The organism is Lentilactobacillus kribbianus (assembly GCF_013184075.1).
Classification (GTDB): domain Bacteria; phylum Bacillota; class Bacilli; order Lactobacillales; family Lactobacillaceae; genus Lentilactobacillus; species Lentilactobacillus kribbianus.
This window is the reverse complement of the sequence record NZ_JABEQQ010000001.1, coordinates 459,801-472,106: the sequence shown is the minus strand read 5'-3', so window position 1 is coordinate 472,106 and position 12,306 is coordinate 459,801. Positions and strand designations below refer to the sequence as shown.

Annotated in this window: 10 protein-coding genes; all 10 read left to right on the top strand. The window is 39.6% G+C overall.

Annotated elements, in window-relative coordinates; all coding sequences use genetic code 11:
• Positions 1-14: 14 nt before the first annotated feature.
• The 10 genes from HII32_RS02500 to hdcA all read left to right on the top strand — a co-directional run bounded on the left by HII32_RS02500 (position 15) and on the right by hdcA (position 12,281).
• Entirely contained in the window at positions 15-839 is an 825-nt protein-coding gene (locus HII32_RS02500; RefSeq protein ID WP_172187957.1) for a Cof-type HAD-IIB family hydrolase, read from the top strand.
• 20 nt (positions 840-859) lie between these two features.
• The gene (locus HII32_RS02495) at positions 860-3,163 is read left to right on the top strand and encodes a glycoside hydrolase family 65 protein (RefSeq protein ID WP_216655618.1); all 2,304 of its coding nucleotides are present in this window, start codon (positions 860-862) and stop codon (positions 3,161-3,163) included.
• A 359-nt stretch (positions 3,164-3,522) separates the two neighbouring features.
• A complete protein-coding gene (locus tag HII32_RS02490) occupies positions 3,523-4,461 on the top strand; it encodes a phosphate/phosphite/phosphonate ABC transporter substrate-binding protein (protein ID WP_172187956.1) in 939 nt (312 codons plus the stop codon).
• A gap of 91 nt (positions 4,462-4,552) precedes the next feature.
• Positions 4,553-5,305: a phosphonate ABC transporter ATP-binding protein gene (gene phnC, locus HII32_RS02485; protein ID WP_172187954.1), complete on the top strand. Its 753-nt coding sequence runs from the start codon at positions 4,553-4,555 to the stop codon at positions 5,303-5,305.
• Between the two features lie 18 nt (positions 5,306-5,323).
• The gene (gene phnE, locus HII32_RS02480; RefSeq protein WP_425483260.1) at positions 5,324-6,112 is read left to right on the top strand and encodes a phosphonate ABC transporter, permease protein PhnE; all 789 of its coding nucleotides are present in this window, start codon (positions 5,324-5,326) and stop codon (positions 6,110-6,112) included.
• A complete protein-coding gene (phnE, locus tag HII32_RS02475; RefSeq protein ID WP_172187951.1) occupies positions 6,112-6,921 on the top strand; it encodes a phosphonate ABC transporter, permease protein PhnE in 810 nt (269 codons plus the stop codon). Before phnE (HII32_RS02480) ends, phnE (HII32_RS02475) begins: the two co-directional genes overlap by 1 nt.
• Position 6,922: 1 nt before the next feature.
• Complete coding sequence (locus tag HII32_RS02470) at positions 6,923-8,479, top strand: bifunctional metallophosphatase/5'-nucleotidase (RefSeq protein WP_172187949.1); 1,557 nt, start codon at positions 6,923-6,925, stop codon at positions 8,477-8,479.
• Between the two features lie 87 nt (positions 8,480-8,566).
• Positions 8,567-9,427, top strand: coding sequence for an aldo/keto reductase (locus HII32_RS02465; RefSeq protein ID WP_172187948.1), 861 nt, complete (start codon positions 8,567-8,569; stop codon positions 9,425-9,427).
• 199 nt (positions 9,428-9,626) lie between these two features.
• The gene (gene hdcC / locus HII32_RS02460; RefSeq protein ID WP_172188755.1) at positions 9,627-11,087 is read left to right on the top strand and encodes a histidine-histamine antiporter; all 1,461 of its coding nucleotides are present in this window, start codon (positions 9,627-9,629) and stop codon (positions 11,085-11,087) included.
• A gap of 243 nt (positions 11,088-11,330) precedes the next feature.
• Entirely contained in the window at positions 11,331-12,281 is a 951-nt protein-coding gene (gene hdcA, locus HII32_RS02455; protein WP_172187946.1) for a histidine decarboxylase, pyruvoyl type, read from the top strand.
• Positions 12,282-12,306: the final 25 nt, after the last annotated feature.

Genomic DNA, 12,306 nt, shown 5'->3' with positions numbered 1-12,306 from the left:
TAGGGAGGCTTTTTATGTATAAATTAATTGCCAGTGATTTGGATGAAACTTTACTAAAAGCAGATGGTAGTATTTCAGCGGAAAATATTGCAGCTATTAAAGCGGCCGTGGCTCAAGGAGTCAAATTTGTGCCGACAACGGGGCGTAACTTTCAAACGGTCCAACGGTTATTGCACAAGCTGGATTTAAAACAACAACCCAATGAATATGTGATTTCGTTTAATGGGGGCGCGACGGTAGAAAACGCAGGCAACCGCGTGATTTTTAGTCACGGCATGGCTTTTCAACAAGCCCAGCAGGTTTTTAATACTTTGGCGCAATTTGAGACAGCAGATATTCACGTTTACACGTTAGATGATATTTATATTTATCGTATTTTAGATGATGATCGGGAGTATATGCGCACCCGCCACGTTAGCTATCACGAAATGACTGAGTTAGATTTTAGTATTTTCGCTGATCAAACCATCATCAAAATTATTGCGATGCACCCTGATCGCGCCGTCCAAGTCCAAATGCACGATGCATTAATCCATGCATTAGGTACCACTATTAATTGTACTTATTCTTCGGGATTATATGTAGAAGTGAATCAAGCGGGCGTTGATAAAGGTCGGGCGGTGTTAGCTTTGGCGACCAGATTAGGAATTAAACGCGCAGAAGTGTTAGCCTTGGGGGATAATTTTAATGATTTGACCATGCTAACAGCGGCCGGGACGGGCGTGGCAGTAGCCAATGGTATCCCTGAAATTAAAGCAATTGCTGATTATGTCACCACTGCCGATTACAGTACGGGCGTGGCGGAAGCGATTAATAAATTGGTATTAACAGGTCATTAAGAAATAAGTGGGGGATCAATATGGTGCAAGAACCGTCATTTCAAATTCATTTGCCAGATCTTAAAAGCAATGAACAACTTTTCTTGGAAACAATTTATAGTTTAGCCAACGGACATTTTGGGGTGCGAGATTCTAATCCGTTTCAAGGTAATGCGGATCAGTTCCTCGGAGCACCGGGGTTATTTGTGAACGGTTTTTACGATTATCGACCGTTAAGCTACGGGGAAAAATATAGTAATTACGCGGAAAATGATCAAATTATTAATCGCTTAATGGATCCGCGCGCCCTCCAAATGATTGTGGGTACTAGCGATTCTAGAAAAACGCCATTTGATATCTTGTTACTCGATAAAAACTTAGATATGAAAACGGGGCAACTAAAAGAAAAATTTGCCGTAACCACACCAGCACAAGAACAATTTCATCTAATGATTGAAAGCTTTGCGAGCTTAGCCGATGAGGCGGTATATGGTATTCGTTATTCAGTGTTACCACTTAATTTTAACCGGACGGTAACCATCATTAAGCAACATGATAATGTTAATCAAAACACCAATGAACCTACTGATGATGTCCGAGTTAATCACAGTATGGGCTTATTAAATGGTTTTCCGTTGTCTAATAAATTACAACCGGCATACGAGGTCATGACCTCACAAAGTCAACAATCAGTGACCTTAACCTGGCATTTGGTGGATCAAGAAGATGATATGGTCAGTGAAATGGAATTGAATACTCCAGATGAATTGGGCTATCGCACTACCTACCAAGCAGAAGCAGGGCGACTTAAGCAACTGAGTTTTATTTACGGTATTGGACCAGTGGTTAATAATAATGAGGGATTTTCTAACGCTGATTTCTTAAAGGCAATGCACCAGGTGAAATTCGATGAAGCTTTCGCAGTTTCAGCCGAGAAGTGGGCCAAATTCTGGCAGCATAGTGACATTGCAATTGATGGTGATAAGAGTGTGCAAACTAGTTTGCGATTTGATTTATTTCAACTTAATCAATCAGTTGGTCGTGATGGACGCACTAACATTCCAGCTAAAGGCCTGACCGGTAACGGCTATGGCGGTCAATATTTTTGGGATACTGAAATTTTTATGCTACCATTTTTCATTTATACTCAACCGCAAACTGCTCGCAAACTACTGGAATTTAGAGCGCAAACCTTACCGATGGCTTTGCAACAAGCCCGTAACCTGGGCTTCTTAACTGGGGCGACTTTTGCTTGGCGCACTATTAATGGTCGAGAGGCTAGTTCGTACTGGCCAGCAGGGTTAGCTCAATTTCATATTAATGCAGATATTGCCTATGCTATTGATCAATATGTTACGGTGACCGAAGATTATGAATTTTTACGGCAAAGTGGTTTTGAAATGTTAGTGCAAACGGCCCGCTTTTGGCTTGAATATGGTAATTACGCTGAAATTGATGGAAAACGTTGGTTTGTTATTAATACAGTAACTGGTCCTGATGAATATAGTGCTTTGGTAAATAATAATTACTACACTAACGTCATGGTGCAACATAATTTAGAAATGGCGGTCAAGTATGCCCATATTCTTAGTGAAAAGGATGCTGATTTATTGAGTTGGTTGGGGATTACTGATGCTGAAATTGAGGCAATGACTGATGCAGCTCGCTCGATTTACTTGCCATACGATCAGCAAAAGCAAATTAAACTTCAGTTTCAAGACTTTAATCAACTTAAACGAATGCCGCTAGAAGATATTGACTCTGGTAAGTTTCCATTGCTACTGCATCACCACCCACTGACGCTTTATCACTATCAGGTTAACAAGCAAGCAGATACGGTGCTAGCGGATATTTTATTTCCTAATGGTAACCCGTTGGAACAACTCAAACGAGATTATGATTTCTATGAACCCATTACCAGTCACGATTCCAGCTTATCTCGCTCGTCATTTGCTATTTTGGCAGCTAGAATTGGGTATGCCGATGAAGCCTATAATTTCTTTACGGAAGCAGTTCAAACGGATTTATTAGACCTACAAAAAAACACTGCTAACGGTATTCATGCTGGTAATGCTGGCGGATCATGGCAAGCTATTATTTATGGATTTGCTGGCGTTATGAATAACGCTGCTGTCTTTACATTACAGCCCCATTTACCGATTCAATGGCAACGATTAGCATTTAAGTTAACGTTACGAGATTGCGAATATGCGTTTGAAATTATGCAGACTGAAGTGACAGTGACGCTTGTCAAGGGCGGGTATGGCAAAATGGTGATTGCCAACCAAACGATTGAATTAACAAGTGATCATCCCGCCATCACGGTGTCTTTGCCGACAAGTTAGGCTAGTCAAATCAGGATTAACATGCTAGGATAAATTAACCCATTAAATCGATAAGTAACTTTAAATTAGTCCCGTGAGGCTATCAAGTTGCCGGTAAAGTGCTCCCTTTATTTAGGGAACCTCTAAATCAACGCAACTAAAAACTAGCCTCTTTGTCTGAACAGACAAGAGGCTTTTTTCGTGCTTGTTAAGGAATATAGTTCGTGTTTGTTGTTTAAAAAATAATTTAAAGCTGTATATAAGCTTTTAAAACGATAAAACACGAACTTAAATTAAATTATTATTGACTAAGTTCGTTCGTATGGACTAAGATATTTCATGAACCAGGAACGATAATATATTTTTGGAGGGACCATTTGATGATATCTAACCACCATGTGAAATACGGAATTGTTGCGGCTTCGTTGCTTTTATTGTCCGTTGGCCTTGTCGGCTGTGGTAAAACGGCTCAAAAGAGTACCAACTACACTCCTAAGAAGTTAACCGTTGAGTTTGTGCCATCGTCTAATGCGGGCACAATTGAGGCTAAGGCTAAACCCCTAGAAGGACTATTGAAAAAGGAATTGGGGATTCCGGTAAAAGTCGCTGTTTCCACTGACTACAATACCATTGTGGAAGCAATGGGATCTAAGAAAGTCGATGTGGGTTATTTGCCACCAGATGCTTATGTTTTGGCCCATAAACAATATAACGCTAAGGTCTTATTACAAGCACAACGGTATGGAGTTAAGGAGCCCAATGACCAAGCCACTAAACAATTAGTTGACTATTATCGTTCGCAAATCTTGGTTCGCAAAGATAGCGGGATTAAAAATCTTAAGGATTTAAAGAATAAAACTATTGCTACGCAAGATACTACCTCCACTGCTGGCTGGATTTATCCGGCGGTAGAAATGCTTAATCACGGCGTTAACATCAACAAAGATAAGATTAAAACGGTACAAGTAAAAGGCCACGATCAAGGGGTCTTGTCGGTATATAACAAAAATACCGATGCCGCCTTTGTTTTCCAAGGGGCACGCAAGTTAGTGCAAAAAGATGAACCGGACGTAATGCAAAAAGTAGTACCGATTTATACTACTGATAAAATTCCTAATGATACCATCACGGTTAGAGGCGATATGAGTGCAAAATGGCAAAAGAAAATTTCGCAAGCCTTTAAAGATATTGCTAAAACCAAGAAAGGTCACCAAATCATCTCGAGTGTCTATAGTCACGAAGGATATGTTGATTCCAAAGATAGTAACTTTGATATTATTCGTAAATACGACAAAGAAGCTGCGAAATTAGATAATTAATTAAATTGAGAACGTAAAAATTAATAATAGAAATGGCTGCCGAAATATGATTATTGAGTATTTCCAGCCATTTTTTTGGAGGATATACCAGATGAAGGCCCAACCAATTATTGAATTTCAAAATGTTAATAAAGTTTATGACAACGGTACGGTGGGATTAAAAGCGATTAATTTAAAAGTTAATCCAGGAGAATTTTTGGTGGTGGTAGGGCTATCAGGAGCTGGCAAGAGTACCTTAATGCGGACGATTAATCAAATGCACCGCCCCAGTTCCGGTAAGGTGTTGGTGGATGGGGTTGAAGTGGCCACGCTGAAAGGAACCGCATTAAGGGAGTTGCGGCGCAAAGTCGGGATGATTTTTCAAAATTTTAACTTGGTTAAGCGCTCTAGCGTGGAACATAACGTTTTATCGGGCAAAATTAGTTATTATCCTACCTGGAAAAGCATCTTAGGTCTTTATTCTAAAGCCGACAAGCGAAAAGCCGCCCAAGCGTTGGATCGAGTTAACTTGTTAGAAAAAATTTATATGCGTGCTGATCAATTGTCGGGCGGTCAGCAACAACGAGTAGCAATTGCTCGTACCTTGATGCAAGATCCCAAGATTATTTTAGCTGACGAACCGATTGCGTCGCTGGATCCGTTAACGACGACAGCGGTTATGAATGATTTGCAAAAATTAAATCAAGAAGATGGCATTACAGTGATTGTTAATCTACATTCAGTACCGTTAGCTCTGAAATATGCGGATCGGATTGTGGGAATGAGAGCTGGTCAATTAGTATATGACGAACCCATTGATCAGGTAACGGAAGAGGATCTAAATCAAATTTATCAGCCAATGTAGGAGGACAGCATGGATGTAATGAAGCGGTTGCCACGACAATCTTGGTGGCAAAAGTATCATCTTAAAACTATTAGTCTAGTAATAATTACCGGGCTATTAATTATTTTATCGGCACAAGTAGCCGGGGTGGATCTGGCCATGTTTTGGGGTAATTTAGATCAGTTCACCAATTTGTTAGTCCGAATGGCCCATCCCGATTGGGCTTACATTACTATTATTGGGCAACCTATCTTAGAAACGATCCAAATGGCCATTATTGGGACTACAATTGGTACCTGCTTTGCAATCCCATTGGCATTTTTAGCTGCTAGCAATATTGTGCAAAATTCATGGATCCGGGGGCTGGTGCGGTTTGGGTTGGATTTGGTCCGAACCTTACCCGACTTGTTATTAGCCGCCATTTTTGTCGCGGTATTTGGTATTGGCGCTACCGCCGGGGTGGTGACCTTGGCTATCTTTTCGTTTGGGATGGTTTCTAAATTATTTTATGAAGTTATTGAAACCATTGATGAAGGCCCTATCGAGGCTATGAAATCTGTGGGGGCACGTAAATTACAAATCATTCATTTCGCGGTTGTCCCGCAGGTCCTTAACCAATTTATTAGTTATTTTTTGTATACTTTAGAAATTAATGTCCGAGCTTCCACGGTTCTAGGATATTTGGGTGCCGGCGGAATTGGGGTGTACTTACAGCGCTCATTAAATGAATTTAACTATAGTCAAACAGCAGTAATTATCATTATGACCTTAGTGGTAGTCTTTATCATTAATATCATTAGTAATTACTTGAGGGAGCGATTAATGTAATGGAAAAATCACCGGAATTAACAATTAAAAAAAGTTACTATGACCGTTACGGTTGGCTCTTTTGGGCTTTGATTGTCTTGATTATTTATGTTTGGTCGCTGCAAGGACTAAAGCTAAGTGGCATTCAGGCATCGGCTAGTTCAGTATCTAAATCTATTATTTCAGGTATTTTTCATCCCGATTGGGCCTATGTCTATAATGGTAGTGGCGAAGATTTAGTATCTTTAATTGTCCAAACCCTAGCAATTGCCTTTTTGGGAACTATTATTTCAGCGGTTATTAGTGTTCCGTTCGCCTTTTGGGCTGCTCAAAGTCCAAGTGAAAAATGGCACGTCCGTTCGACCAGTGGCAAATTTGTCTTAACGTTAATCCGAACATTTCCCGAAATTGTATTGGCGATCATGTTTATTAAAGCAGTTGGGCCCGGTTCGTATGCGGGAGTACTAGCTGTGGGAGTTCATTCAGTGGGAATGTTAGGAAAACTATTTAGTGAAGCTATTGAAAATATGGATGACGGCGCTGAAGAGGCTATTGTAAGTGTAGGAGGTAATGCAACGCAAGTTTTTGCTTTAGCAACGTTACCGACTATTTTACCCGAATTCATTTCTTATACATTGTATCGGTTTGAAATTGCCGTTCGTTCCGCTACTATTCTGGGAATGGTTGGGGCGGGAGGCATTGGTACGCCGATGCTGTTTGCCATTCAGACTAGAAATTGGCCGCGGGTCGGAATTATTTTGTTGGGAATTATTATCATGGTGTTAGCCATTGATAGTCTATCGGGTTGGTTACGAAAGAAGTTAGTTTAAAATGAAAATTAAAATTTTATCTACTAGTGATGTCCATGGATATTTATATCCTACTAATTACAGTACCAAAACTAACGTAGCAGAATACGGCATGCTTAAGGCCGCGGGGATTATTAAACGGTACAAACAAACGGCATCGGCTGATGAGATAGTAATAGCTATTGAAAATGGTGATTGGATTCAAGGCTCACCATTAACTAGTTATGTAGTGAAAAAGCTGCCGGTTGCTAAGCAAAGTATATTTTCGCAAATTACAGCTGACATCGGCTATGATGCGGGAGTATTAGGTAATCATGAATTTAATTATGGCTTAGCTTATCTTCGTTCCACTGAAACAGAGCGAAATTACCCCTTATTAGGCGCTAATATCAAGGGGGGAAGGGCGCAACATATTGTGGATCAACCCTATCAAATTATTGAACAACAAGGCGTTAAGATCGCGATCCTCGGCCTGACCACCGCCTTTGTCCCCCGCTGGGAACGAGCAGAACATCTTCCCGGCTTGAAATTTGAATCAGCCCTAGCTACCGCTAAAAAGTGGGTACCAAAGTTACGAAAGATGGCTGATGTGGTGGTGGTTTCGTATCATGGCGGCTTAGAATATGATCCTCACACTGGCTTAGCCACGGAACCGTTAACTAATGAAAATGAAGGTTCTCGCATTTTAACTGAGGTTTCTGGGATTGATGCTTTGATAACGGGACATCAACATCGTCAAATTGCCCAACTAATTAACGGAGTGCCAGTAACTCAGCCGGGGGAACGTGGTCAAATGGTGGGGTTGATTGAACTTCAATTAAATGCCGATAACCAAGTGACGAATTCTACTGCTAAATTACTGGCAACGGCAACTGAAGCTCCGGATCCGACGTTAATGAGCAATACCCTACAATTGGAGAATGATATGCAACATTGGTTGGATCAACCACTTGGACGAGTGGTGGGTGACCAGATGATTGTCACTGATCCCTTAAAAGCACGACTGGAAGGGCATGCGTACTTACAATTTATTAATCAAGTACAAATGGCAGCCACTAAGACCGATATTGCAGCGACGGCCCTTTTTAATGACGAAGTGCATGGTTATGGGTCTGTGATAACTATTAGACAAGTGCTAAATAGTTACGTTTATCCTAATACTTTGGTAGTAGAACGGATTAGTGGTGCCGATTTGAAGTTAGCATTAGAACGGAGTGCCAGCTACTTTGCGTTGCAAGCTAATCGAGTAGTGGTAGCAGCAGCTTTTTTAAAACCCAAGTTCCAGCATTTTAATTATGATTTTTACTCGGGGATTGAGTACACTTTTGATTTAAACCGTCCAGTGGGCGAGCGAGTAATCCAGTTACAATACCATGGCCAACCGGTGACCCCTAATCAAACTTTATTGATCACAATGAATCAGTACCGGGGTAACGGTGGCGGTGACTACCCGATGTTTTCAGCGGATAAAGTAGTGCGTGAGGTTAATATGGATATGACAGAGTTAATTACGGATTATTTAGAAAAACATCCCTTAGTGGTGGCTCAACAACCCCAAAATTTTACAGTGAAATATTAAAAAGTATCCAGTGCCGGATGTTTTTTTTTTTTATCAGGGGGACTAATGGTAAAGTGATAATTAAAGCTAGTAAAGGAGCGTTAACAAATGAAAATGGTAAATTTGGCCGGGCAAAAAGTATTACCAATGGGACTAGGAACGTGGCATATGGGGGATGATACTAGCCGACGATCCTTAGAAATTGCGGCCTTACAGGCGGGAATTAAGCAGGGCTTAAAACGAGGGGTAGTGGCAGTTGATACTGCTGAAATGTATGGTGAAGGTCGGTCGGAAACCTTAGTGGGGGAAGCGATTTCTTCGTTTGTTCGTTCCGACCTTTATCTAATTTCCAAGGTCTATCCGTGGAATGCTTCCATGGATTTACTCCCTAAAAGTTTAGATGCGAGTTTACAGCGTTTGGGCACCGATTATTTGGATTTATACTTACTGCATTGGACGGGAAATATTTCTCTTACCGAAACGGTGGCCGCAATGGAAGCCGCTAAAAAGGCCGGAAAAATTTTGCATTGGGGCGTTTCTAATTTTGACACCGCAGATATGCAAGCCCTGTGGCAAATTGAAAACGGTAATCACTGTGTTACTAATGAAGTGCTGTATAATTTGGGTTCACGAGGAATTGAATATGATTTAATACCGTGGATGCAAGCTCATCAGTTACCGCTAATTGCCTATTCACCAATCGCTCAAGCGGATACGTTAGGTAATCATTTGCTTGCTAATCCAGTTTTAAAAGAGATTGCAACTAACCACCAAGTTTCGGTTTTTCAGTTGATGTTAGCCTGGGTAATTCGCAATGGTGAAACCTTGGCTATTCCACAGTCTAGCCAAGTAAAACACGTATTGGCTAATTTGGCGGCCATGGATTTAGAGTTAAGTGCGACTGAGTGGCAAGCAATTGCGAAATACTATCCAAAACCGATTAAGAAGCAACCGTTGGATGTGTTGTGAAATAAGTGATTATAAGAAATTAGGACATAAATTAGTCTATCAGTTGTGATATATCATTTAATTACTGATTGGCTAATTTTTGTTGTATTAGTAAGATAATAGTGTAATAATGAACTTTGAAAGCGCTGACTACATGTTGTTTACAAAAATTAAATATGTGAAGCATTTATTAATGCTTTTAAGAAAGGGTGTCTGCACTATGGACGATTCAAAGTCAAAGAATGTTCAAGCAGGTAAAATGGGGTTCGTCGGCCTTGTTGCTCTTTGTGTCAGCGCAATGGTTGGTTCTGGTGTATTTGATTTACCTAAAAATATGTCGATTGTTGCTGGGGTTAATGCACAAATAATTGCATGGATTACCACGGCTATTGGTATTTGGTTTATTGCAGAAACTTTTGTAATTCTTAGTGATGTAAAACCGGATTTAACCGCTGGATTATATAAGTATGGCGAAGTTGGTTTTGGTTCATTTACAGGTTTCTTTACTGCATGGGGATATTTCATATGTGAGTGTGCAGCTAATGCGGCATATGCTGTTTTAACAATGAGTACTCTTGATTATTTCTTCCCAGGTACATTTACTGGAGGAAATAATTGGCCTTCTGTCATTGGTGCTTCAATTATTACTTGGGCATTATCGGCGTTGGTTTTAAAGGGTGTTGAAGTTTCAAGCACTGTTCAAAAAGTAGCAACCGCAATTTTGTTAGCTGTTATTGTGGTATTTTTAGTAACTGTTATTTCACATTTTAATTTAACCACATTTACTACTAATGCAAATGCGACAAAGGCCGTTCCATCTCTTAGTGATAAACCAATGGGAAGTGTATTTCACCAGGTTATGGCTACTATGATGGTTACACTATGGTTATTTGGTGGTGTTGAAGGTGCTGTTGTTATGTCAGGGAAAGCAAAAGATCCTAAGCAAGTATCTAAGGCAACCATTGCTGGTTTTGTGATTTGTATTGTTATGTACACATTAGTTGGTATGTTGTCGCTTGGTGTTTATTCATATGGTCAATTGGCCAATTTAACATCACCATCTACGGCATATATTTTAACTGACTTATGGCATAGTACTATTGGTCGTGATGTGATTACTGTGGCATTGCTTTTTGCTGTATTTTCAAGTTGGATTTCGTGGATTCAAATGTCAGCGGAGTTGCCACAACACGCTGCTGCAGAAGATGGGTCATTCCCAAAAGCTTTTGCACATGTATCTAAAAATGGTGTTCCAGATTTTTCAGTACTTATGGCTACTTTAGTAATTCAAATTGTTATTATTTTTGCTCACTTTGATTTGAATGCTTATCAAATGCTGTTAACCGTTGTTGGTACAATGACCATTCCACCTTATTTGATTTCAGAAATGTATCTGTTAAAGATTAGTCATAAGACCAAAAAATTCGATCAAGGTTCAAAACATTCACCAAAGAAGGCCATGATAATTGGCGTTCTAGCGTTCTTGTATACTTTAATTATGGCATTTTCAGCCGGTATTAGATATATTGCAATTGCGTTTATTGTTTATGCCATTGGTATTCCATTCTACGTATGGGCAAGAAAACAACATAATAAGCGAGTATTTACTCGTGGAGAATGGATTTTTGCCGCAATCATTATTGTGGTGGGGATTTACGGTGTCTATGCATTAATTTCATAAATAATTAAAAAAGTATCAAATTCATGAATTCCTTCAGCCTAATTCTTGAATTTGATACTTTTTATTTTACTTAAATGTACTAAAACATTGATGTATAAACTTTTTGGAATTACTATATAAAATAATTAAATAATTTATGAAAATAGCCTTGTTAATTTATTAACTTGTGTTATCATATGCTTGTAAACAACATTAAAGCGCTTTCTTGAAGTTTTTCAAATAATACATTTGGAGGTTTCATATATGTCAGAATTAGAAGCAAAGTTACATTCACTTGGTGTTGATCGCACCTCTATCAGTCCCTATAAGAAATGGTCACGTGGTTACATGGAACCAGATAATATTGGTGCTGGATATGTTTCTGGTTTGAAAGTAGATGCAGGCGTTGTTGATAAGACAGATGATATGGTACTTGATGGTATCGTTTCATACGACCGTGCTGAAACTAAGAATGCTTATATCGGTCAAATTAATATGACTACAGCATCAAGTTTTTCCGGAGTACAAGGTACTGTTCTAGGTTACGATATTTTACATAACCCAGAAATTGATAAAGCTAAACCATTGTTTACTGAAAAACAATGGGATGGTAGTGAACTTCCTATTTATGACGCAAAGCCTTTACAAGATACTCTTGTTGAATATTTTGGTACTAAAGATGATATGCGTCATTACCCAGCTCCGGGTTCATTCATTGTTTGTGCTAATAAAGGTGTTACTGCAGAACGTCCAAAGAATGATGCCGATATGAAGCCTGGTCAAGGATATGGTGTTTGGTCAGCTATTGCAATCTCATTTGCAAAAGACCCTACTAAGTATTCCAGCATGTACGTTGAAGATGCTGGTGTATGGGAAACACCTAATGAAGATGAATTGATTGAATATTTAAAAGGTCGTCGTGAAGCTATGGCTAAGTCAATCGCTGCTTGTGGTGAAAACACAACTGGTGAAAATGGCGGTGCCGTATTTACAAGCTCATGGATTGGATTTGCTCATGCAATGATGGAACCAGGTCAAGTTGGTAACGCAATCACCGTTGCGCCTTACATTGCTATGCCTATTGATTCGATTCCTGGTGGCTCTATTCTTACTCCTGATAAAGATATGGATATCATGGAAAACATTACACTCCCAGAATGGCTTGATAAGATGGGATATGAATCATTATCAAAAGATGGAAAAATTAAATACTAATAACTCCTGATTAGTATTTAAAGAT

What these genes read in the sequence shown, in the direction of transcription:
- HII32_RS02500 (WP_172187957.1), top strand. Translation starts at nt 15, where the DNA reads ATGTATAAATTAATTGCCAGTGATTTGGATGAAACTTTACTAAAAGCA.
- phnE (WP_172187951.1), top strand. Translation starts at nt 6,112, where the DNA reads ATGGAAAAATCACCGGAATTAACAATTAAAAAAAGTTACTATGACCGT.
- HII32_RS02470 (WP_172187949.1), top strand. Translation starts at nt 6,923, where the DNA reads ATGAAAATTAAAATTTTATCTACTAGTGATGTCCATGGATATTTATAT.
- phnC (WP_172187954.1), top strand. Translation starts at nt 4,553, where the DNA reads ATGAAGGCCCAACCAATTATTGAATTTCAAAATGTTAATAAAGTTTAT.
- phnE (WP_425483260.1), top strand. Translation starts at nt 5,324, where the DNA reads ATGAAGCGGTTGCCACGACAATCTTGGTGGCAAAAGTATCATCTTAAA.
- HII32_RS02490 (WP_172187956.1), top strand. Translation starts at nt 3,523, where the DNA reads ATGATATCTAACCACCATGTGAAATACGGAATTGTTGCGGCTTCGTTG.
- HII32_RS02465 (WP_172187948.1), top strand. Translation starts at nt 8,567, where the DNA reads ATGAAAATGGTAAATTTGGCCGGGCAAAAAGTATTACCAATGGGACTA.
- hdcA (WP_172187946.1), top strand. Translation starts at nt 11,331, where the DNA reads ATGTCAGAATTAGAAGCAAAGTTACATTCACTTGGTGTTGATCGCACC.
- HII32_RS02495 (WP_216655618.1), top strand. Translation starts at nt 860, where the DNA reads ATGGTGCAAGAACCGTCATTTCAAATTCATTTGCCAGATCTTAAAAGC.
- hdcC (WP_172188755.1), top strand. Translation starts at nt 9,627, where the DNA reads ATGGACGATTCAAAGTCAAAGAATGTTCAAGCAGGTAAAATGGGGTTC.